The sequence below is a fragment of the Streptomyces sp. NPDC126510 genome (assembly GCF_040302345.1).
In the GTDB taxonomy this organism is placed as follows: domain Bacteria; phylum Actinomycetota; class Actinomycetes; order Streptomycetales; family Streptomycetaceae; genus Streptomyces.
In genome coordinates, this window is sequence record NZ_JBEORR010000038.1 from 1 (window position 1) to 22,134 (window position 22,134).

15 protein-coding genes and 1 riboswitch are annotated in these 22,134 nt (G+C 72.1%); of the genes, 6 read left to right on the forward strand and 9 right to left on the reverse strand.

Going from position 1 to position 22,134, the window contains the following annotated elements; genetic code table 11:
- Positions 1-165: 165 nt before the first annotated feature.
- The 6 genes from sucD to ABTX60_RS36405 all read right to left on the reverse strand — a co-directional run bounded on the left by sucD (position 166) and on the right by ABTX60_RS36405 (position 9,216).
- Positions 166-1,050 carry a succinate--CoA ligase subunit alpha gene (gene sucD, locus ABTX60_RS36380; RefSeq protein WP_031132986.1) on the reverse strand — a complete coding sequence of 295 codons (885 nt, stop codon included), beginning with the start codon at positions 1,048-1,050 and terminating at the stop codon, positions 166-168.
- Between the two features lie 21 nt (positions 1,051-1,071).
- Positions 1,072-2,250, reverse strand: a complete 1,179-nt coding sequence (sucC, locus tag ABTX60_RS36385; RefSeq protein ID WP_352101270.1) for an ADP-forming succinate--CoA ligase subunit beta — start codon at positions 2,248-2,250, stop codon at positions 1,072-1,074.
- 567 nt (positions 2,251-2,817) lie between these two features.
- On the reverse strand, positions 2,818-4,002 hold the full coding sequence (locus tag ABTX60_RS36390) for a hypothetical protein (RefSeq protein WP_352101271.1): 1,185 nt from the start codon (positions 4,000-4,002) through the stop codon (positions 2,818-2,820).
- Between the two features lie 199 nt (positions 4,003-4,201).
- Entirely contained in the window at positions 4,202-5,368 is a 1,167-nt protein-coding gene (locus ABTX60_RS36395) for a VWA domain-containing protein (RefSeq protein WP_352101272.1), read from the reverse strand.
- 136 nt (positions 5,369-5,504) lie between these two features.
- Positions 5,505-7,925: a DUF5682 family protein gene (locus tag ABTX60_RS36400; protein WP_352101273.1), complete on the reverse strand. Its 2,421-nt coding sequence runs from the start codon at positions 7,923-7,925 to the stop codon at positions 5,505-5,507.
- Between the two features lie 160 nt (positions 7,926-8,085).
- Positions 8,086-9,216, reverse strand: coding sequence for an ATP-binding protein (locus ABTX60_RS36405; protein WP_352101274.1), 1,131 nt, complete (start codon positions 9,214-9,216; stop codon positions 8,086-8,088).
- Between the two features lie 145 nt (positions 9,217-9,361).
- On the opposite strand from ABTX60_RS36405, the gene ABTX60_RS36410 reads away from it, so the two are divergent.
- Both ABTX60_RS36410 and ABTX60_RS36415 read left to right on the forward strand, forming a co-directional pair.
- A complete protein-coding gene (locus ABTX60_RS36410; RefSeq protein WP_352101275.1) occupies positions 9,362-10,717 on the forward strand; it encodes an SWIM zinc finger family protein in 1,356 nt (451 codons plus the stop codon).
- 153 nt (positions 10,718-10,870) lie between these two features.
- Complete coding sequence (locus ABTX60_RS36415; RefSeq protein WP_352101276.1) at positions 10,871-12,586, forward strand: DUF5691 domain-containing protein; 1,716 nt, start codon at positions 10,871-10,873, stop codon at positions 12,584-12,586.
- Positions 12,587-12,804: 218 nt separating this feature from the next.
- Here the strand turns inward: ABTX60_RS36415 and icmB are convergent, their stop codons facing one another.
- A complete protein-coding gene (gene icmB, locus ABTX60_RS36420) occupies positions 12,805-13,221 on the reverse strand; it encodes a coenzyme B12-dependent isobutyryl CoA mutase small subunit (RefSeq protein ID WP_033311505.1) in 417 nt (138 codons plus the stop codon).
- Positions 13,222-13,742: 521 nt separating this feature from the next.
- On the opposite strand from icmB, the gene ABTX60_RS36425 reads away from it, so the two are divergent.
- Entirely contained in the window at positions 13,743-14,606 is an 864-nt protein-coding gene (locus ABTX60_RS36425) for an esterase/lipase family protein (RefSeq protein WP_352101277.1), read from the forward strand.
- A gap of 105 nt (positions 14,607-14,711) precedes the next feature.
- Entirely contained in the window at positions 14,712-16,364 is a 1,653-nt protein-coding gene (locus ABTX60_RS36430; RefSeq protein ID WP_352101278.1) for a M23 family metallopeptidase, read from the forward strand.
- A gap of 75 nt (positions 16,365-16,439) precedes the next feature.
- On the opposite strand, the gene pcrA is transcribed toward ABTX60_RS36430, so the two are convergent.
- Complete coding sequence (pcrA, locus tag ABTX60_RS36435; RefSeq protein WP_352101280.1) at positions 16,440-18,917, reverse strand: DNA helicase PcrA; 2,478 nt, start codon at positions 18,915-18,917, stop codon at positions 16,440-16,442.
- Positions 18,918-19,231: 314 nt separating this feature from the next.
- A riboswitch (cyclic di-AMP (ydaO/yuaA leader) is annotated at positions 19,232-19,403 on the forward strand.
- An 8-nt stretch (positions 19,404-19,411) separates the two neighbouring features.
- Between pcrA and ABTX60_RS36440 the strand changes: the two genes are divergently transcribed.
- Together ABTX60_RS36440 and ABTX60_RS36445 are read left to right on the forward strand one after the other, a co-directional pair.
- The gene (locus ABTX60_RS36440; protein WP_352101281.1) at positions 19,412-20,599 is read left to right on the forward strand and encodes a C40 family peptidase; all 1,188 of its coding nucleotides are present in this window, start codon (positions 19,412-19,414) and stop codon (positions 20,597-20,599) included.
- Between the two features lie 121 nt (positions 20,600-20,720).
- Positions 20,721-21,662: an SLAC1 family transporter gene (locus tag ABTX60_RS36445; protein ID WP_352101282.1), complete on the forward strand. Its 942-nt coding sequence runs from the start codon at positions 20,721-20,723 to the stop codon at positions 21,660-21,662.
- On the opposite strand, the gene ABTX60_RS36450 is transcribed toward ABTX60_RS36445, so the two are convergent.
- Positions 21,640-21,993, reverse strand: a complete 354-nt coding sequence (locus tag ABTX60_RS36450; protein ID WP_352101283.1) for a hypothetical protein — start codon at positions 21,991-21,993, stop codon at positions 21,640-21,642. The genes ABTX60_RS36445 and ABTX60_RS36450 overlap by 23 nt on opposite strands.
- Positions 21,994-22,134: the final 141 nt, after the last annotated feature.

The following is a 22,134-nucleotide window of genomic DNA, read 5'->3' on the forward strand; positions in this document are numbered from 1 at the left end:
GGGCAACCGCGCCGGGGGGCGGGTATCGGGCGCGGGCGGCCCGAAACCGCGGGTGGGCCCTCGCACACGGCGGGGGGCGCCAAAAAAAAACGGCGGTGGGCCCGCTCCCCGTAGGGAGCGGGCCCACCAGCGCGCTACGGCGTCGTTCAGCCCGCAGGGCGGTCCTCAGCTGCCGAGAATGGCGCGCGCCAGCTTGGCCGTCTCGGTCGGGGTCTTGCCGACCTTGACGCCGGCGGCCTCGAGGGCCTCCTTCTTCGCGGCGGCCGTGCCGGAGGAGCCGGAGACGATGGCGCCGGCGTGGCCCATGGTCTTGCCCTCGGGCGCGGTGAAGCCCGCGACGTAGCCGACGACCGGCTTCTTCACGTTCTCCTTGATGAAGGCCGCGGCCCGCTCCTCGGCGTCGCCGCCGATCTCACCGATCATGACGATCAGGTCGGTGTCGGGGTCGGCCTCGAACGCGGCCAGCGCGTCGATGTGCGTGGTGCCGATGACCGGGTCGCCACCGATGCCGACCGCGGAGGAGAAGCCGATGTCGCGCAGCTCGTACATCATCTGGTACGTCAGCGTGCCGGACTTCGAGACCAGGCCGATACGGCCCGGCTTGGTGATGTCGCCCGGGATGATGCCGGCGTTGGACTGGCCCGGCGTGATGAGACCGGGGCAGTTCGGGCCGATGATCCGGGTCTTGTTGCCCTTGGACACGGCGTACGCGTAGAACGCGGCCGAGTCGTGGACGGCGATGCCCTCGGTGATGACGACCGCGAGCGGGATCTCGGCGTCGATGGCCTCGACGACGGCGGCCTTGGCGAAGGCCGGCGGGACGAAGAGGACGGACACGTTGGCGCCCGTCTTCTCGATCGCCTCGGCGACCGTGCCGAAGACCGGGATGTCGTTGCCGTCGATGTCGACGGACGTGCCCGCCTTGCGGGGGTTCACGCCACCGACGATGTTCGTGCCGTCGGCCAGCATGAGCTTGGTGTGCTTCATGCCCGTGGCACCGGTCATGCCCTGGACGATGACCTTGCTGTCCTTGTTGAGGAAGATAGCCATGGCTGTTTAGTCCCTCGTCCCTTACTTCGCAGCCGCGAGCTCGGCGGCCTTGTCGGCCGCTCCGTCCATGGTGTCCACGCGCTGCACCAGCGGGTGGTTGGCGTCGGAGAGGATCTTGCGCCCGAGCTCCGCGTTGTTGCCGTCCAGACGGACGACCAGGGGCTTGGTGACTTCCTCGCCCTTGTCCTTGAGCAGCTGCAGCGCCTGGACGATGCCGTTGGCGACCTCGTCACAGGCGGTGATGCCACCGAAGACGTTGACGAAGACGGACTTGACGTCCGGGTCGCCGAGGATGATCTCCAGGCCGTTCGCCATGACGGCGGCGGAGGCGCCACCACCGATGTCGAGGAAGTTGGCCGGCTTCACGCCGCCGTGCGCCTCACCGGCGTACGCGACGACGTCCAGGGTGCTCATGACGAGACCCGCGCCGTTGCCGATGATGCCGACCTCACCGTCGAGCTTGACGTAGTTGAGGTTCTTCTCCTTGGCGGCGGCCTCGAGCGGGTTGGCCGCGTCCTTGTCCTGGAGGGCCTCGTGCTCCGGCTGACGGAACTCGGCGTTCTCGTCCAGGGAGACCTTGCCGTCCAGGGCGATGACGTCACCGGAGGCGACCTTGGCCAGCGGGTTGACCTCGACCAGGAGGGCGTCCTCCTCGACGAAGGTCTTCCACAGGGTGACCAGGATGTTCGCGACCTTGTCGGCGACCTCGGCCGGGAAGTTCGCGGCCTCGACGATCTGGCGCGCGACCTCGGGGGTCACACCCACGTTGGCGTCGATCGGCGTCTTGGCGACGGCCTCGGGGCGGGTCTCCGCCACCTCCTCGATCTCCATGCCGCCCTCGACGGAGGCGATGGAGAGGAAGGTGCGGTTGGCACGGTCCAGGAGGAAGGAGACGTAGTACTCCTCCACGATCTCCGGGGCCGTCTCGGCGATCATCACCTTGTGGACCGTGTGGCCCTTGATGTCCATGCCGAGGATGTTGGTCGCGTGCTCGACCGCCTCGTCGGTGGTCGCCGCGAGCTTCACGCCGCCGGCCTTGCCACGGCCGCCGACCTTCACCTGGGCCTTGACGACGGACTTGCCACCGAGGCGCTCGGTGGCTGCGCGGGCCGCCTCAGGCGTGTCGATGACTTCACCGGCCAGCACCGGTACATCGTGCTTGGCGAAGAGGTCCCTCGCCTGGTACTCGAACAGGTCCACGCGCTTCCGTCCCTATCAGTGATCTCGCGGTTCGTTGTCTGCGTGGGCGTGCCGCGAGGGCAACGTGACGTCCGCTGTCTGTCACAAGGGAGGCGCACACGGTGTCCGAGCGCGCGGCATGTCCGTCTCGCAGGTTATCGCTGCTTGCGGGAGGCCTCTAAATCGAGGGTCACACCTGAGCGGTGATACCTGTCACATGATGCCGCGCTCTCTGGCACGGCGTGCCGGGGGTGAGGGGCCTCACCGAGCTGGGGTTGGCCCGGTGAGGCCCGCCTTACGCCCCCGGAGGAGCACGAAGGCCCTGTTCGGGGCCTGCTCTCCGGGGCCGCGGGTCACGTGGTCCCCACCCCTATGGGAACCACCCGACCCATCCACGAGGGTTTCGGCCTCGGACCGCCGACGGCTTTCGGCCGTCCGGGCGTGACGCCTCGTGAAGCATGAGGAAGGGACAGGGAGGAGGAGGTCGCCGGGGGGCACCCGGGCGGGTCGGCACGGCCTCTCCCCTGCGGCCGAGCCACGGCAGCGGCGCCTCGGCGCTCTGCCCGTACCGGCTCGGGAACAGCCGCGCTAACCGGGGCAGAGGGGGATGTCCCGGTGGGTGCGCCGGGCGCCCGCCGCGTCCGTACGGGCCGCAGCTCCTGGCAGGAGCCTGGGGGCCGCCCAGGGGCTCGGGGTGACGGCCTGCGCGTCGCCATGACGGGACGAGCCACTGTCGGCCACGGACCGGTTGCCGAGCACCCCACCGGGTCGGCCGCCGGGCGAGTGGTCGACCCGGGCCGGTCCGGCGTGCGAGGACGGTCTCGGATGACCGGGGTGGGCGGGGTGGGCGGGGTGGGTGGTGCGGTGGCCGAGGCGGTCGGCGTGGCGATCCGGGCCGAGGTGGCCGGTATGCCGGTCCGTGCGCCCGAGGTGGCCCATGTGGCCGCCGTGGCCCGTGTGGTCCACGTGTCTGCCGTGGTGCGCGTGAGTGAAAGGCGGCAGCGCGCTTGCGGGCGCGGTGTGGAGCTCGGTGCCGTCGACCGGGGTGTTGGGCACCGGCATCGTCGTCCCGCCCGGCCGCGGGTCGGCCGTGACCGGTGCCGGGAGGGGGTGACCGGGGGGTGCCGGATTGCCGGGGAGCTCGGGCAGAGGGAGAACGGGGAGAACAGGGAGATCGGGCGTTCCATGGAGTGCGACGTCACCGGGAGCGGTGGACATACCTGGCAGGTCGGGCAGCTTGGGCAGGTCCCGCAGATCCTGCAGCGCGGGCAGAGCCGACAGCGCGGGCAGGACCGGCAGCGCGGGCAGAGCCGGCAGCGCGGGCAGAGCCGGCAGTGCGGGCGGCTTCACGTGCGGCAGCTGATCGGGAGGCTCCGGTAGCTCCGGTGATTCCGCCGACTTCAGCCGTCCCTGCTGCTCCAGGTGTGACGGCCGCTCGGGCGACTGTGGCCGTGACCGCGCCTGTGGGGACGACGACGGCGGCACCTTCGCCCGGGTGCGAGCCGGGCCGCTGCTCGCCCGCTCCGCCGCATCACCGACAGACCGAACGAGCCGGTCCCCCGCAGCCCCGGGGAGGGGAACGCCGCTGACGACCTGCCCGGCCCGGCCCTCCGGCAACGCCCCTACGCCGTTCTCCGCATGCGCCCGCTCTCCCCACAGCACCCCGAGTACCAGCAACCCGCCCACCATCAGCGCCAGTTGCAGCGCACGCCACCCGGCCGCAGTGCGCGGCATGCGCGACGCGGCATCGGGCAGGGCTGCTGACCAGACCAAGAGGGGAGGCTTCCTCCCGTGCGACGGAAGCGGTACCGCCCGCCGGCACACGCGCCGTCAGGCAGGCGCCGATCCTCGCACGGGAGTGCGCACGTCACGCAAGCCCTTACTGCCGATGGACCGTCATGTCCGTTTTGCTGCCGCACGTCGGACGCCGACGAATCGATAAGTCGTCATCTGCCCCTTCGGGCCCGGCCCTTCAGGCCGCATCCGGTATCGGGAGCGGCCTTTTCTCGATCGCCGCCGCCATGACCTCCGGAAACACGTCGGGCGTGCACGCGAACGCCGGTGCCCCCAGCGCCGCGAGCGCGGCCGCGTGCTCCCGGTCGTACGCGGGCGCCCCCTCGTCCGAGAGCGCCAGCAGCGTCACGAACTGCACGCCCGACGCCTTCATCGCCGAGACCCGCTTGAGCATCTCGTTGCGGATGCCGCCTTCGTAGAGGTCACTGATCAGGACGACCACCGTCTCCGCCGGCCGCGTGATCTGCGACTGGCAGTACGCGAGCGCCCGGTTGATGTCCGTGCCACCGCCGAGCTGCGTGCCGAACAGCACGTCGACCGGGTCGTCCAGCTGGTCCGTGAGGTCGACGACCGCCGTGTCGAAGACGACGAGTCGCGTGGAGATCGTCCGCATCGAGGCGAGCACCGCCCCGAACACCGAGGCGTACACAACGGATGCCGCCATGGATCCCGACTGGTCGATACAGAGGATGACCTCCTTCTTCGTGGACCGGCTCGCCCGGCCGAATCCGATGAGCCGCTCCGGCACGATCGTCCGGTGCTCGGGCAGGTAGTGCTTGAGGTTGGCCGCGATGGTGCGGCTCCAGTCGATGTCGTGGTGGCGGGGCCGGTTGATCCGTGCGCTGCGGTCCAGGGCGCCGGTGAGGGTGGCCCGGGTTCGGGTGGCGAGCCGCTTCTCCAGGTCCTCGACGACCTTGCGCACGACGGCCCGGGCCGTCTCCTTCGTCGTCTCCGGCATCGCCTTGTTGAGGGACAGCAGCGTGCCGACGAGGTGCACATCGGCCTCCACCGCCTCCAGCATCTCCGGCTCCAGCAGCAACGTGGCGAGACCGAGCCGGTCGATGGCGTCGCGCTGCATGACCTGCACGACGGAGGAGGGGAAGTAGGTCCGGATGTCCCCGAGCCAGCGCGCCACGGACGGCGCCGACGCCCCGAGCCCCGCCGAACGGTCCCGGCCCCCCTGTGACCTGCCGTCCTTCCTGCCGTAGAGCGCGCTGAGCGCCCCGTCCATCGCGGCGTCCTGCCCCGACAGCGCGCAGCCCGTACCGTCCGCCGCGTCGCCCCCGAGGACGAGCCGCCAGCGCCGCAGCCGCTCCTGCGCCGGGTCCGTCGATCCGGATGTCATCCCCGTCCTCCCATGTGAGGCCGTTCCCACAGCGGGATCACCGGCACGGTCGTCGTGGGCCGCCCGTCCGCCCGGAGACCGCCCGTCCCGGTGCTGCTCGCCTGCGGAGTCGTCCGCTCCTGCAGTGCCTCGGTCGTCATCCCGTCACCCCCGCCAGGTGGTTGTCGGTGTTCTCTTCTGCTTCGTCCAGCCCGAGCAGCAGCCGCACGACCGGCAGTACGGCGTCGGCACGCGCTGGGTCGAGGTCGGCCGCGAACCCGGGTGTGCCGCAGCCGGCGGATGTCGCGCCGCCTCCTGCTCCCGGTCCGCGTCGGACCAGTTCCCCGAGGGTCCGGCGCACTCCGGGCTCGTACACCGAGAACGTCCGCCGCAGCAGGGGCAGTACGTCCGTGAAGGAATCGGCCGGCACCCCGGTCAGCCACGCGTCCACGAGGCCGAGCAGCCGCTCGTCATGGACCAGGAGCATCCCGCCCCCCGAGCCCCCGCCGACGAAGCCCTCGATCCACGCGGCCGCGTCCGGCGGCGGTGTGCCCGGTGACAGGGCGAGTCCCATCAGCAGTGCCGCCTCGTCCTGGTCCAGCTCCCCGTCGTCGAGCAGGAGCCGCACGGCCCGCCCCCGGATGCCCCCGGGCACGGTGTCCCGCCCGGACAGCACGCGCAGCACCGACCGCCAGCGGTTCCTCAGGCTGCCGGGTTCCGCGGCGGGGGCGTCGCCCAGGAGGCCCACGGCTGCGTGCACCGCGTCCACATGACGCCGCATCTCCTCGGCGGCGTCCGCGTCGAGCGCGGCGCAGGCCGGGGGGAGGCCGACGAAGACCCGCTCGGCCAGACCCGCGGCGACTTCCGCCAGAGCAGCGGTGTCGGTGCCGCGCACGTCGCCGTAGCGCAGGGAGCGGACCAGGGCCGGGAGCGCCTGGGCGAGGTGACCGACGTCGGTGTCGAGGGCCGCCCGGTCGGCGAGGACCCGCATCACCGTCGGCAGCGCGGCGGGCAGTTCGGCTAGGAGGCAGTGCTCGGCGAGCGCGGTGACGTCGGCCAGGCCCTGGGCGGTGACGGCGTCCGCTTCGGCCTTGGCGGTCGCGGCGGACAGGACGGTCGTCCCCCATACCCCGGCCTCGGCGATCCGCACGGACAGCTCGGGTTCCCAGCGCAGCCGCCATGTCTCCCGGAACGTGCCGGTGCTGCCGCGTGAGACGGCCGGTTCGCCCCACGCGATGCCGAGCAGCCGCAGCCGGTGCAGCAGTCTGCTGCGCGCGGCGTCGTTCTCCTTGCGCAGGTCGAGCTCCATCTCCCGCTCCAGCGCCTCCGGCTTCAGCCGCAGCCGGCGTTGCAGCCGGGTGAGGTCCCGCTGCAACGGCACCGCCGGCGCCGACGAGGGCACCTCGCCCAGCACGTCCCCCACGACCAGCCGGTCCCGCACCAGCTCCAGCGGCACGTCCGAGCCCTCGCACATCACCGCCCGGACCGCGTCGGTCGTCTCGCTCAGGCCGGGCAGCGGACGGCCCCGCATCGCGGCGAGCGTCTCGGCCAGCCGCACCGCCTCGATGACGTGCGCGGAGGAGACGATCCGGTCCTCGGCGCGCAGCAGCCCCGCCACCTTGGTCAGCCACCGCTCCACCGGCCGGTCCGGGGCGCTGAACAAGTGCTCGTACCAGCCCGGGGAGTCGATGCCGGCCCCGTACCCACTCGCCCGGGACAGCCGGCGGTGGGTCCACGGCACCCAGGTCATGTCCGCCTTGACCTTGGGCAGCCCCTTCAGCAGTGCCTTGTCGGCGGCGACGGTGGTCTTCTGCCGCAGCGCGGGCACGTGCCAGGCCCCGCAGACCACGGCGACGGAGCCCTCGAACTCCCGCTGCGCGGCGCGCACCTGGAGCCGCATGTACGCCTCCCGCACCGGGTCACGGTCATATCCCCCGCTGCCGTAGGTGTCCCGCAGCGCGCTCATGGCCTCCTCGAGCGCGGTGAACGGCGCGAGGGCGTCGCCCTCCCCCGCACCGCGGTGTTCCACGACGTCCTCCCACCACCGCTCCGGGTCGTCGTAGCCGGCGGTTTCGGCGAGCACTCCGATCGGGTCGATCCGCGGGTCGGCCGGGCCGGGACCGGTGTCCCCGTCCTCAGCCGCCTCGGCATCCGGAGAGTGCTCCGCAGCCGCCTGGGCATCCGGTGAGTGCTCCGTCCCCGCCTGGTCCTCCTGCCTCCCCCAGGCCAGGGTGTGCGTGGCCGGCAGGTCGATGAAGCGTGCCGGGACGTCGTGCTCCAGGGCCCAGCGGATGGCGACCCACTCCGGGGAGAACCCGGCCAGCGGCCAGAACGCCGAGCGGCCGGGCTCGTCCACGGCGTGGGCGAGCAGAGCGACCGGCGGCCGCATCTCCTCGTCGGCGGCGAGCGGGATCAGCGTGTCGGCCTCCGGCGGTCCCTCGATCAGCACGATCCGCGGCCGGATCTGCTCCAGAGCCGCCCGCACCGCCCGCGCGGACCCCGGCCCGTGGTGCCGCACCCCGAGCAGCACCGGGCCCACCTCGGCCCCCTGGCCCGCGGCCCTTTCCACACCGGTCACCTCATCCCCCTCCCGTCCCGCTTGTCCCGTCTCGCCCGTGCTGTTCCGCACCGGTCGTCGGCCGCCGTCTCACCCACCGGCGCCCCGGCCCCGGCGGTCGAGGCCGCCCCCGCGGGCCGGGCGGCCGGAGTCTCCACCGGCCTGCTCCGCCCCGTGTCGCTCACACGCTCACCTCGCGGCAGGCCCGGTAGAAGTCCTTCCAGCCGTCGCGCTCGCGGACCACCGTCTCCAGGTACTCGTGCCAGATGACGCGGTCCGCCGCCGGGTCGCGGACCACCGCGCCGAGGATGCCCGCGGCGACGTCGCCCGGCCGCAGCACGCCGTCCCCGAAGTGGGCGGCGAGGGCCAGGCCGTTGGTGACGACGGAGATCGCCTCGGCCGTGGACAGCGTGCCGCTGGGCGACTTCAGCTTCGTCCGGCCGTCGGCCGTGACCCCGTCGCGCAGCTCGCGGAAGACCGTGACGACCCGGCGGATCTCGGCGAGCCCGTCGGGCGCGGCCGGCAGGTCGAGGGAGCGGCCGATCTGGTCGACGCGCCGCGAGACGATGTCGACCTCGGCCTCGGGGCTCTCCGGCAGCGGCAGCACCACCGTGTTGAAGCGGCGGCGCAGGGCGCTGGACAGGTCGTTGACCCCGCGGTCGCGGTCGTTGGCCGTGGCGATCAGGTTGAAGCCGCGGACCGCCTGCACCTCCTGGCCCAGTTCCGGTATCGGCAGCGTCTTCTCCGACAGGATCGTGATGAGCGTGTCCTGCACGTCGGCCGGGATACGCGTCAGCTCCTCGACACGGGCCGTCATGCCCTCCGCCATGGCCCGCATGACGGGACTGGGCACGAGGGCGTTCCGGCTCGGGCCGTGGGCGAGCAGTTGCGCGTAGTTCCAGCCGTAGCGGATGGCCTCTTCCGGGGTGCCGGCGGTGCCCTGCACCAGCAGCGTGGAGTCGCCGCTGACCGCCGCGGCCAGGTGCTCGGAGACCCAGGTCTTCGCGGTGCCCGGCACGCCGAGCAGGAGCAGGGCGCGGTCGGTGGCGAGCGTGGTGACGGCGACTTCGACGATCCGGCGCGGGCCGACGTACTTGGGGCTGATCACCGTGCCGTCCGGCAGCGTCCCGCCGAGCAGGTACGTGGCGACGGCCCACGGCGACAGCTTCCAGCGGGCCGGGCGCGGACGGTCGTCCTGGGCGGCCAGCGCGGCGAGTTCCGCGGCGAAGGCGTCCTCGGCGTGCGGTCGCAACGCCCGGTTCGATTCCGTCTCCCCCGCTTCGACGGACGTCGGCTCCACGGACACAGTCATGGCAAAGTCCCCCTCCAGCTCGGCCGGTTCGGATCTGGCACCAACGTTGCACCACACCACTGACAATGCGTCCCGACCTGCGAAAACGCCCCGCCGGAGACGCTCGCGGACCCGATTGTCAGTGGCGGGATCTAACGTCGTCGGCATGACTCAGCAGGGGGTGCGCTGGACCGCGGACCAGGTGCTGGCACTGGCGCCTGACGCGGCATCACGCAAAGCGGGAAGCAAACTCGGCGCGGCGGGGCCGTGGTCCGAGGCGGGGTGTTCCGACGAGGGAACGGTGTGGGGGCTGTGCAAGGGCAGCGGAAGCAAGCCGTACCAGACGATCGTCGACATCGCGGACGCCGCGGCGCCCGCGTACAAGTGCACGTGTCCGAGCCGCAAGTTCCCGTGCAAGCACGCGCTCGGGCTGCTGTTGCTCTGGGCCGCCGACGACGCGGTGGTACCGCCGGGGCAGGCGCCGGAGTGGGCCGGGCAGTGGACGGCGGGGCGGCGCGGGCGCGCGGAGGAGAAGAAGGCCGCGGACGACTCCGGAGCGCCGTCCGGGTCCGCTGATCCGGAGGCGGCGCGGCGCCGGGCGGAGCGTCGGGCCGAGCGGATCACGGCGGGCGCGGTGGAGCTGGAGCAGCGTCTGGCCGACCTGCTGCGCGGCGGCCTGGCCACCGCGGAGCAGTCGGGGTACGGCCTGTGGGAGGAGACGGCGGCCCGCATGGTCGACGCCCAGGCCCAGGGTCTGGCGGGCCGGGTGCGGGAGTTGGGGGCGATCCCGGCCACGGGTCCGGGCTGGCCGGTGCGGCTGCTGGAGGAGTGCGCGCTGCTGCATCTCCTCGGTCAGGGCTGGCTGCGCCGCGAGCGGCTCCCGGACGGCCTCGCCGCCACGGTCCGCTCCCGCGTGGGCCTGCCGGCCGCCGCCGACGGCCCGCCGCTGCGCGACCGCTGGCTGGTCCTCGCCCAGTACGACACGGCGGACCCGCGCCTGACGACCCGCCGGATCTGGCTGCACGGCACCGATTCGCTCCGCACCGTCCTGCTCCTCTCTTACGGCGCCGCGGGTCGCGCCCCGGAGCAGGCGCTGCCGGTGGGACTGGCCCTGGACGCCGAGGTGTCCGCGTACCCGGGCGCCGGGCAGCCGCGGGTGGCCCTGGGCGAGCAGTTCGCCCCGGCCGCGCCCTCGGCGATACGTCCGCCGGGGATGACCACGTCCCGGGCGGTGGCGCGATACGGCGACGCTCTGCGTGACGACCCGTGGCTGGAGTCCGTCCCGGTGACGCTGGACCGGGTCGTTCCGGCCCCGGACGGCGACTCCTGGCAGCTGGCGGACGCCGATGAGGACGCGGCGTTGCCGCTCACACCGGCGGCGCGTTCCCGGCCGGGCCTGTGGCGGCTGGTCGCCCTGTCGGGCGGGGCCCCGGTCAGGGTCTTCGGCGAATGCGGCCACCAGGGCTTCACGCCGCTGACGGCTTGGCCGGAGGGCCCGGGTGAGGCGGTCGCGCTCTGCTGAGCCACGTCGCAGCGGCTCGGCCCGCGGCACTTCGACCCGCCTCACCCCTCACACGGACTCACCCACCCCACGACTCACGCATCTTTCAGGCATCACGGGACAACCGGTAAGGGCGAGCCTTCAACTACCGGGTGCCCCGCGGAAAGGAAGCTCATGACCAGGACCTCCGCTCCTGTGGACGCGCCCGGCGCGCACGCCTGGGAGGGGCTCGTCACCACCGCGCTGCTCGGCACCGACCGGCGCACCCCGCGGGGCACCGCCCCGGGCCCCGCCGCACCCACGGCCCTGCTGGACGCGGCGGCCGCGGAGACCGTACGACGACGGGCCGGTCTGCGCCCGGCCCGGGCGGCCGGGCGGCCACAACCGGCTCCGCCGGACACCCGTCCGGCGCTGCCGCCGGCAGCCGTCCGCAGGCTCGCGATGCTGCTGGCCGACCGCCCCGGCCCGTCCGGCGGCGGCCGGCGGGGCGCCGCGCCCGACCTGACGGAACTGCTGCCCCAGTGGCTCACGGCGGCGAACGCCCGTGGTTTCGCACCGCCTCCGCAGCTGCTTCCGGCGTTGCTGGACGCGGCCCGGGGCCGTACCGACCTGCGTCCGGCGGCACTGGAGTTCGCGGGACCCCGGGCCCTGTGGCTGGCACGGCTGAACCCGGACTGGCGGTTCGCCCTGCGCGCGACCCCGGGCGGCGGCACGGCCCTGCCGCACCCCGAGGACGGCGACAGCGTGCAGCGACTCTGGCAGGAGGGCCTGTTCGCCGAACGCGTCGCCCTGCTGTCCGCCCTGCGCTCCCGCGAACCGGCCGCCGCCCGCGACCTGCTCGCGACGACATGGGCGACGGAACGGGCCGAGGACCGGCTGATGTTCCTCGATTCGCTGCGCGCGGGCCTGGGCCCGGACGACGAGCCGTTCCTGGAACAGGCCTTGGCCGACCGCAGCCGCAACGTCCGGGCGACGGCGGCGGAACTGCTGTCGGCTCTGCCGGGTTCGGCGCTCGCCGCCCGGATGGCGGTCAGGGCGGTGGCATGTGTGGCCATCGACCACACGCAGACGCCGCGGCCCCTGCGGACCGGCACCGGTGACGAGGGGCCCGGGGGGACGGCGCCGGCCACCGGAGTCACCGGAACCGTGGGAGCCACGCAGGCCGCCCCGACGATCGCCGTCGAGGCGCCGCACGAGTGCGATCCGGGCATGGAACGCGACGGCGTTGTGGCGAAGGCCCCCGCGGGACGGGGTGAACGGTCCTGGTGGCTCGGTCAGTTGGTGGAGGCGGCACCGCTCGGGACATGGTCGCGGCGGCTCGGCGGCCGCACGCCCCGGGAGATCGTGGCGCTGCCGGTGGCGGACGACTGGCAGGGAGAACTGCACGCGGCCTGGTGCCGGGCGGCGGTACGCCAGCGGGATGCCGAGTGGTCACGCGCGCTGCTCGGCGATCCCTCGGCGCCGGAAGCGGGCGGTCCGGGGGCCGTTTCCCTGGCCGAACGCGCCAAGCTGCTCGGCACGCTGGACGCCGCCGAACGGGCCGAATGGGTCGCCGGTTTCATCGGCACGCACGGCCTGTCCGAGGCCTTCCAGCTGCTCGGGGTGTGCGCGGTGCCCTGGGGGGCGCCGCTCGGCCGGGCCGTGGTGGACGCGCTCAACATCGCTCGGGACGCGGGGAGTTATCCATGGAGTTTCAGCGGAGTGATGGGCCTGGCCGAGCGCTGCCTGGACCCGTCCGAGGCCTCCCGGCTCGACGCCCTGCTGGCCGTACCCGACGAGCCGGAGAACGCCTCTCCGGGTGCCGGCGGCTACTGGGCGGAAGCCTTCCAGCGTCTGGTCACGACCCTGCGTATGCGCGCGGCGATGGCCGAGGAGCTGGGAGCGGCCTGACCCCATTTCCCGTATGCGGCGACGGGCCCGACACCACACCGACCGACGGGCACCCCGCGGCACCCGGCGAGGGGCGCCCTTCCGCGGCAAGTCGCCGCCGGGCATGCCGACGGCCGGGACGGTCGCCGGGGGCAGCCGCTGCCGGGCTCCCGCCGAACCCGCCGCCCGGGGCGCCTCCGGCCGGACGGAGACGCCCGCCGGACAGGACCGCCGGAGGCCTACGCCTCCGCAGGCTGGCGCGCGTTCGTCCGGACCCAGTCCACGATCGACGCCGTCGTCGCGCCGGGCGTGAAGATCTCCGCGACGCCCTTTTCCTTGAGCAGAGGGATGTCCGCCTCCGGGATGATCCCGCCGCCGAAGACCAGGATGTCCTCCGCGTCCCGCTCCCTGAGCAGGTCGATCACCGCCGCGAAGAGCGTGTTGTGCGCCCCGGAGAGGATGGACAGCCCGATCGCGTCGGCGTCCTCCTGGATCGCCGTGTCGACGATCTGCTCGGGAGTCTGGTGAAGGCCGGTGTAGATGACCTCCATACCGGCGTCGCGCAGGGCCCGCGCGATCACCTTGGCCCCGCGATCGTGGCCGTCGAGCCCCGGCTTGGCCACCACCACGCGGATCGGACCGGCTGCCACACCCATCACTGCCTCCATGAAGCGACTACATCCATCCGTACCGACAAGTACCGCACACATCGGGCAAGCCGTACACGCCGCACCGCACGGACACCCTGCCGCGAACCGTCCGGGCAAGTGAACGAACGTTATCTCCAGGATCCCGCAACCGGCAGTTTCGCGGTGGATACCGAGGGGGAAATCACACGATGGGACAAGCGCAAGGGGAGCCGCATCGAGGTAGCCGTCCCGCCGCGTCATCCACGCAGCGCGGCGGCAGGACGCCTCGGCGAGGGCACGCAGGGCAAGCACCGCACACACAGCACGCAAGGCAGACACGGCGCACCGGCGGGGAGCCTCGTCACCCCACCGATCGGGGACCCCCGTCGCACCACCGGCGTCACACAAGCCACACGCCGCGCTCTGCCCCCGCAGCTCACGCGGCTCACGCCGCTCTCGCGGTCATGGCCGGCCGTCTTCGCAGCTGCTTTCCACGAGGGCACACGGGGGGCGGAGCCGTCCTGCCGCGTGCCGACAGGAGGTCGGCCATGAAGGTCACCAGGGCTGCTCTGCCCTTTCTTCCGCTCTGCGAGCGCCTGCTGCCGGGCCGGCTGGCGGGGCTTTCCGTGGCTCTCCTCAAGGCCACCGCCCTGGAGATCGCCATCCTGGCCGGGCATCTCCTCCTCTATCCGTCCGGCATCACCCAGGAGCGGCGTACCCCCGTCCCGGCGCTGCCGACGAACGGCGCCGCCCAACTGCCCACGCGGGCAAAGCCGCCGGTGCTCCTGCTGCACGGCTTCATCGACAACCGCTCGGTCTTCGTCCTGTTGCGCCGCAGCCTCGCCCAGCACGGCAGGCAGCAGATCGAGTCCCTCAACTACTCGCCGCTGACCTGCGACATACGCGCCGCCGCCGAACTGCTCGGCCGGCGCGTCGAGGAGCTCTGCGAGCGCACAGGCGCCCGGCAGATCGACATCGTCGGGCACAGCCTGGGCGGCCTGATAGCGCGTTACTACGTGCAGCGCCTCGGCGGCGACAGGCATGTGCGGACCCTTGTCACGCTCGGCACGCCGCACTCGGGAACCCGAGTGATGCCCTTCGCCGACGCGCACCCCATCGTGCGCCAGATGCGCCCCGGCTCACCGGTGCTCGAGGAGCTCACCGCGCCCGCCCCTGACTGCCGTACGCACTTCGTCAGCTTCTGGAGCGACCTGGACCATGTGATGGACCCGCCGGAGACGGCCTGTATCGACCATCCCGATCTGATGGCGCAGAACGTGCGCGTGACCGGCATCGGCCATCTCGCACTGCCTGTGCACCCCGCCGTCGCCAACGGCGTGCGGCAGGTCCTCGACACGGCCCTCCCGGGTGAACCGTCCGCCGAACACACCGACGATCTGACAGTCGCCTGAGACTCGTCATACAGCGGTCACTCGACACCACAGCATTGATCAACCTCGAACAAACTTCGAACACAGGGCCAAACCCGTGCCCGTCGTCCGCCAAAACACGGCCGAATGCCCGTTTCCTGCGCGCGCGAAACCTGCCGAAGATTGTCGCGCCCGCGTACCGCCGGGTACAGTCGCCGCACTGCTCTGGCAGCCCCTGTTGTCGAGGCGAAAGAGAAGTTGGTGAACGACCGTCACCCGTCGGGGACCATGACCCCGGCTCCGGCTTCCGACGCCGCCTCCGCGCACTACGCGTCGTACAACACCCAGGAAGCCCAGTACGGCGACTTCACCACGTACGGCGACTACACCGCCACCGGATTCGACGCCACCGGTACCCACGGGGCCGGTTGTGACGCCACCGGGCACGCCACCGCGAGCTTCGCGACCGACCCCCTCTTCGGCGACATGCCGGGCAGCGGCCACGACTCGGGCGCGTACGACACCGGCCACTGGCCCACCGGCACGCACGAGAACGTGCACTACGACGCCTACGCGGCCCAGCACCACGCCGCCTACGACACCGGCGTCTACGACACGACCTCCTGGACGACCGAGCAGCAGCCGATGCCGGTCATCCCGTCCCAGGCCCCGTCCCCCGACGCCACCGGGCAGTGGGAAACCGGCGCCTGGCTGCAGCCCGACCAGTCCGGCAACCCGGCCGATCACACCCAGCAGTGGGAGTGGGGCACGCAGACCTTCGACACGGGCGCCTACGACGCGACGCAGTGGAACTCCGACGGCACCGCCGCACCGGCTCCCGACGCCTACGAGCACCCTGCCGAAACCTTCGACCAGCACGAGACCGCGGCCTTCGACCAGGTCACGTACGACGAATCCGCCGAAGGCGGCTATCACGCCCCCGACGCGGACGGCGGCGAGCCGGCCACCACCGGTGAACTGCCCGTCGTCACCCCGCTCCTGGACGGCCAGGAGGACGTCACCCCGGCTCCGTCCTCGCGGGCGGCCTCGCGCGCCGGCTCCCGTTCCCGCCGCCGCACACCTCCCAAGCGCTCGGCGCTGATGACCATCGCGGTGCCCTCCGCGTGCGTGATGGGTGTCGCCGGGATCGCAGCCGCCTCCGTCGCCACCTTCTCCGACGACAGTGCCGCCGAGGCGCAGACGACCGCGGCGGACGCACAGCCGGTCAAGCCGGCCGCGGCCAACAACAAGCTGGACACGCAGCTGCAGAGCCTCTCCGCCGGCGCCGACGACTTCGCCGACCGGGCCAGCCGCACGCAGGAGCGCATCGACCTCAAGGCCCAGCAGGTCGCCGAGAAGAAGCGTGCGGCGGAGGAGGCGGCCCGCAAGGAGCGGCTGCGCCCCAAGTTCGCCCTGCCGGTCGCACGGCACGGACTCAGCGCCTACTACGGCCAGTCCGGCATCAACTGGATGTCCCTGCACACCGGCATCGACTTCCCCGTCTCGTACGGCACGACGGTGATGGCCGCGACCGACGGCACCGTGCGCACCCAGTGGAACAGCGCGTACGGCAACATGCTGATCCTGACCGCGAAGGACGGCACGGAGACGTGGTACTGCCACCTCTCCACCTACACGGTGCCCTCGGGTACGGCCGTGAAGGCCGGCGATCAGATCGCGCGTTCCGGCAACTCGGGCAACTCGACCGGTCCGCACCTGCACTTCGAGGTGCGCCCGGGCGGCGGCTCGGCGATCGACCCGCTCCCGTGGCTGCGCAGCCACGGCATCGACCCGACGTAGCCTCGACCCGACGTAACGTCCCGGCAGCCCCCGCCCGCGTCGAGCGTGCGGGGCCCGCCGGTTCACCTCACGGCGCTACAGCTTCTCCACCGGCGCGTACCGCAGCAGCAGCCGCTTCGGCTTGGTCTCGCCGAAGTCGATCGTCGCCTCGGCGTTGCCGCCCGTGCCCTTGACCGCGACGACGGTCCCGAGCCCGAACTGGTCGTGCGTGACGCGGTCCCCGACCGCCAGGGACACCACCGGCTTCTCGGAGGTGCGGCGCGTGGCGAAACCGGAGGCGCCCGACGCCGACGAGCGCGAGCGGGACGACGACAGCGAGGCCGCCACCGCCGAGACCGGCCCGGAGGACGCGGGCGCGGTGGCCCCCGTCCGCTTCCACTCCACGTGGGTCGGCGGGATCTCCTCCAGGAAGCGGGAGGGCGGGTTGTACGACGGCTGGCCCCAGGCGCTGCGCAGCGTGGACCGCGTCAGGTACAGCCGCTCCCGCGCGCGCGTGATGCCGACGTAGGCCAGGCGCCGCTCCTCCTCCAGCTCCTTGGTCTGGCCGAGGGCGCGCATGTGCGGGAAGACGCCGTCCTCCATGCCGGTCAGGAAGACGACCGGGAACTCCAGGCCCTTGGCGGTGTGCAGGGTCATCAGTGTGATGACGCCGTCGCCGTCCTCCTCGTCGGGGATCTGGTCGGAGTCGGCGACCAGGGCAACCTGTTCGAGGAAGTCGGACAGGGAGGCCTGCTCGTCCTCGCCGCGCTCCTGTTCGAACTCCATGGCGACGGCGGCGAGTTCCTGGAGGTTCTCGATCCGGGTCTCGTCCTGCGGGTCGGTGGAGGCCTGGAGCTCGGCGAGGTAGCCGGTGCGCTCCAGGACGGCCTCCAGCACCGTGGCCGGTCCTGCGCCGGACTCGACGATGGTGCGCAGGTCCTCCATCAGCGTGTTGAACCGCTTGACGGCGTTGGTGGAGCGCGCGGCCATGCCGTACGCCTCGTCGACGCGCTTCAGAGCCTGCGGGAAGCTGATCTTCTCCCGCTGCGAGAGGGCGTCGATCATCGCCTCGGCGCGGTCGCCGATGCCCCGCTTGGGGACGTTGAGGATCCGGCGCAGCGGCACCGAGTCCTCGGGGTTGGCCAGGACGCGCAGGTAGGCCAGGACGTCCCGGACCTCCTTGCGCTCGTAGAAGCGGACGCCGCCGACGACCTTGTAGGGCAGGCCGACGCGGATGAAGATCTCTTCGAAGACACGGGACTGGGCGTTGGTGCGGTAGAAGACGGCGACGTCGCCGGCCTTGGCCTCGCCGGCGTCCGTGAGGCGGTCTATCTCTTCGGCGACGAACTGTGCCTCGTCGTGCTCGGTGTCGGCGACGTAGCCGGTGATCCGGGCGCCGGTGCCCGCGTTGGTCCACAGGTTCTTGGGGCGGCGGGACTCGTTGCGCTCGATGACGGCGTTGGCGGCGCTGAGGATCGTCTGGGTGGAGCGGTAGTTCTGCTCCAGCAGGATCGTCGTGGCGTCCGGGTAGTCCTCCTCGAACTGGAGGATGTTGCGGATCGTCGCGCCGCGGAAGGCGTAGATCGACTGGTCGGCGTCACCCACCACGCACAGCTCGGCGGGCGGGATCTCGGCCTCGGGCGGCACGTCGACGGGGTGCTCGGAGGTGCCGACCAGCTCGCGGACCAGGGCGTACTGCGCGTGGTTGGTGTCCTGGTACTCGTCCACCAGGACGTGCCGGAAACGGCGGCGGTAGTGCTCGGCGACGTCCGGGAAGGCGCGCAGGAGATTGACCGTCGTCATGATCAGGTCGTCGAAGTCGAGGGCGTTCGCCTCGCGCAGCCGCGACTGGTACATGGCGTAGGCCTGGGCGAGCGTCTTCTCGAAGCCGTCGGTGGCCTGGGCGGCGAAGTCCTCCTCGTCGATCAGCTCGTTCTTCAGGTTGCTGATCTTGGCGCTGAAGGACTTCGGCGGGAAGCGCTTGGGGTCGAGATCCAGGTCGCGGCAGACCAGGGCCATCAGGCGCTTGGAGTCGGCGGCGTCGTAGATCGAGAAGGACGATGTGAAGCCGAGCTTCTTGCTCTCCCGGCGGAGGATGCGCACGCACGCGCTGTGGAAGGTCATGACCCACATGGCGTTCGCGCGCGGGCCGACGAGCTGCTCGACACGCTCCTTCATCTCGCCGGCGGCCTTGTTGGTGAAGGTGATCGCGAGGATCTGGCCCGGGTGCACGTCCCGCTCGGCGAGCAGGTGGGCGATGCGGTGCGTGAGCACACGGGTCTTGCCGGAGCCGGCGCCGGCCACGATGAGCAGCGGGGAGCCGGAGTGGACGACGGCGGCGCGCTGGTTGTCGTTCAGCCCCTCCAGGAGGGCGGCGGTGTCCACCACCGGGCGGGGGGCTCCGTCCCGGTAGTAGGCGTCCCGGTCCGGGGGCACGTCGAACTTCCCGCCGAACAGATCGTCCGGGATCGGCTCCGGAACGTGATCGTCCTCGGGTGGCGGCGGGGGCTCGTCCGCGGGGCCCCGCTGGGCCTGGAGGTTGGCCAGGAAGCTGTCGTCAAAGAGGCTGCTCATCGCTCTCCGAGTCTAGGGCGCCCCACTGACAGCCCGCCGCCGCCCTGAGAACATCGCCGCGCGCCCGGGGCCCCGCCGACCGCCCGGCGGCGCATTGTCGCCCTCCATGACGGCGCGATCACGCCCTGCTACATGCCCGACAAGTATGGACTTTCCCTGCCCAATCCCCCTTGATCGTTCACTCTCGGCAACGCTCAGGAATAAGGTCACGAAAATGTATCGGGCATATCACCCATCAACCTTCACAGGGACCACACGAGTTGGCTACGGTGCGACCAGGCCGCATGACCCCCACCGGCGAACGTCGCCGGGCCGCGCGGCCTCCGCCGAGTCCGGTGTGCCGCAGCGGCAGCCGGAGCCGGGGACCCAACCGTGAACCTGGGGTGAATCGGCCCGACTCCCTGTGCGGAGAGGCCGTAGGGCAAACCTTCCGAACCACCCGCCCGAACCCGACAGCTAACCCGGTAGGCGGAACGTGGAAGGAGTCGCCTCCCTTGGCGTCGCACCGCAAGTCGCGTCCTACGGGTACGCGCGTGGCAGGCATACGGACCCCCGCCCTCGCAACGGCGGCCCTCACCTCCGTGGCCCTGCTGTCCCAGTCGGCCAACGCCGCCCCCGAGGCCGACGACAAGCCCAGCCTGGAAGAAGTCGAGAAGAAGGTCGACGACCTCTACCGCCAGGCGGGGTCGGCGACCGAGAAGTACAACGCGGCCAAGGAGAAGACGGCGAAGCAGCGCAAACGCGCCGACGCCCTCATCGACGACGTCGCGAAGCGCACCCAGAAGCTCAACGAGGCGCGCGAGGAGCTGGGTTCCTTCGCCTCCGCCCAGTACCGCACCGGTGCCGCCGCCCCGGACACGGCGACGTTCCTGCTCGCGGACACCCCGCAGGACTACTTCGACCAGACCCAGCTGATGGACCGGATGACGGGCCGTCAGAAGGTCGCGGTCGACGATTACATCGCGCAGCAGTCCGAGACGATGGAGAAGCGCCAGGAGGCCACCGAGAGCCTGGAGGCGCTCACCGAGTCGCAGGGCGATCTGAAGACCGCCAAGGCGACCGTCCAGCGCAAGCTCGCCGACGCGCGCGAGCTGATGTCGAAGCTGACCGCCGAGGAGAAGGCCCGGCTCGCGGCGATCGAGAAGGAGAAGCAGGAGGAGGCGGCCCGCAAGGCCGATGAGCTGGCCCGGCAGCAGGCAGCGCAGCAGAAGGCGCAAGAGGAGGCCGCCCGGCAGCAGGACGGCGGGTCCTCCACGTCCGGATCGACGGGGCCGTCGGGCTCCGGCTCGTCCACCTCGACGGCCCCGGCCGACTCCTCGTACGCCACCAAGGCCGACAAGGCGCTCGCCTTCGCCCGCGCCCAGATCGGCAAGCCGTACGTGTGGGGCGCCGTCGGACCCGGCTCCTACGACTGCTCCGGCCTCACCCAGGCCGCCTGGAAGGCCGCGGGCGTCACCCTGCCGCGCACGACCTACGACCAGGTCGACGCCGGCACCACGGTCCCGCTCTCCCAGGCGCAACCCGGTGACCTGGTCTTCTTCTACGACGATGTCACCCACGTCGGGATCTACATCGGCAACGGCATGATGATCCACGCGCCGAAGCCCGGCACGTACGTGCGCGAGGAATCGATCTACTACGACGGCGAGTCGGCGATCCACAGCGTGGTGCGCCCGGCCTGAGTGAAGCCTGAGGGCCGAGAGGCTGAGAACCGAGAGGGCCGAGAGGTCGCGTCACGTTTTTTGAGGGGCACGCGCGCGTGCCCCTCTCCCAACGCGCGCGCCGCTCTCTAGCATCGGCGTCATGTCCGGTCCCTCCCCGTTTGCCGCCTGGTGGGCGACGTATGCGCTGGCGACCGGCATCGTGTCGGCCGGTCTCGACTCGGCGGGGTACGCCGTCCTCTCCCGCATCGCCCTGGCCCTGGCCTGCGCGGCCTGGCTGGCGGCGGCCGCCGGCCTCGTCCAGCGGACGCACGACGAGTGGCGGGTGGAGACCCCGGCCGCGCTCACCACCGTGGCGGCGGCCGCGGTTCTGGGTACCGGCTTCTCCGCGGCCGGGCAGCAGCCCCTGGCCGAGGCGCTGCTGGCGCTCGCCATGGTGCTCTGGGCGGTGCTGCTCACCGCGGAGGCCCAGGGGCGGCGCGGAACGGTGTTCCTGCGCTGCGTGGCCACCGAGGGGATCGCCGTGCTCGGCGCCACGCTCGCCGCGGCCGACGCGGTGGCCTGGCTCGCCCACGCGGCTCTGGTGCTGTTCTGGCTGGGGCTCGCGCTCTACTGCTTCGCCCTGTTCCGCTTCCAGCCCCGGCAAGTGGAGGAGGGGCGCGGGGACCACTGGCTCGCGGCCGGCGCCCTCGCCGTCTCCGCGCTGGCCGGGGCGAGAGTCCTCGGCGCCGACAGCTCGCGCCTGTACCTGTGGAACGAGGAGAACGCCGACACCCTGCGCACGACCACGGTCACGCTGCTGGTGCTCGCGCTGATCGCCTGCGTCGCCCTGCTGCTGGCCGAGCTCTTCTGGCCCCGGCACCACTACGACGTGCGGCGCTGGGCGACCGTGTTCGCCGCGGTCGTGACGGCGACGGCCACCCTCGCGGTCGCCGCCGCCCTCGACGTCCCCTGGCTCGACGTCGCCGGAGAGGTGCTGCTGTGGATCGCGGTGGCCGCCTGGCTCGGGTGCACCGCCTGGGCTCTCGCCTCCGCCCGGGCCGCCGCGCGGCACTCCCGGGTCAGGTCCAGAGGACGGCGATGAAGATGTTCGCCGTGGTCAGCAGACCGACCAGGCCGAAGAGGCCCTTGTCCACCTTCTCGTCGTCCCGCTTCACATAGACCAGACCGAGGATCACGATCAGCAGGGCCAGCTTCACGCCGATCTTGATGTTGTTCACGGTCTGGTCGTCGGCCTGGTTGAGGCCGACCAGGATCACACCGGTGACCAGCATCGTGAGCGCGCCGTGCAGCATGGCGGGGGTGAAGCGGGCGGTACCCTCGCCCATCGCCTTCATCTGGGTGAGGAAGCCGCCCAGGAGCAAGGCAATGCCGATGATGTGGAGGCCGACGAAGAGGTGGATGAGTACGTCCATGGGCCGGAGCCTAATCAGGGGCTCCGAGGCCACCCGACACCGGCCCAGGGATACGCAAATGCCCCTCATAGCACCCGATCACGGTCACTCACTCACGATTCGACGCATCGGTCATCACGCTGAGTGAAGTAGACGGCGCCG

Coding starts and splice junctions, on each gene's coding strand:
- sucD (WP_031132986.1), bottom strand. CDS start 1,050: ATGGCTATCTTCCTCAACAAGGACAGCAAGGTCATCGTCCAGGGCATG.
- ABTX60_RS36395 (WP_352101272.1), bottom strand. CDS start 5,368: ATGACATCCGGATCGACGGACCCGGCGCAGGAGCGGCTGCGGCGCTGG.
- ABTX60_RS36405 (WP_352101274.1), bottom strand. CDS start 9,216: ATGACTGTGTCCGTGGAGCCGACGTCCGTCGAAGCGGGGGAGACGGAA.
- ABTX60_RS36410 (WP_352101275.1), top strand. CDS start 9,362: ATGACTCAGCAGGGGGTGCGCTGGACCGCGGACCAGGTGCTGGCACTG.
- ABTX60_RS36415 (WP_352101276.1), top strand. CDS start 10,871: ATGACCAGGACCTCCGCTCCTGTGGACGCGCCCGGCGCGCACGCCTGG.
- icmB (WP_033311505.1), bottom strand. CDS start 13,221: ATGGGTGTGGCAGCCGGTCCGATCCGCGTGGTGGTGGCCAAGCCGGGG.
- ABTX60_RS36425 (WP_352101277.1), top strand. CDS start 13,743: ATGAAGGTCACCAGGGCTGCTCTGCCCTTTCTTCCGCTCTGCGAGCGC.
- ABTX60_RS36430 (WP_352101278.1), top strand. CDS start 14,712: ATGCCCGTTTCCTGCGCGCGCGAAACCTGCCGAAGATTGTCGCGCCCG.
- pcrA (WP_352101280.1), bottom strand. CDS start 18,917: ATGAGCAGCCTCTTTGACGACAGCTTCCTGGCCAACCTCCAGGCCCAG.
- ABTX60_RS36445 (WP_352101282.1), top strand. CDS start 20,721: ATGTCCGGTCCCTCCCCGTTTGCCGCCTGGTGGGCGACGTATGCGCTG.
- ABTX60_RS36450 (WP_352101283.1), bottom strand. CDS start 21,993: ATGGACGTACTCATCCACCTCTTCGTCGGCCTCCACATCATCGGCATT.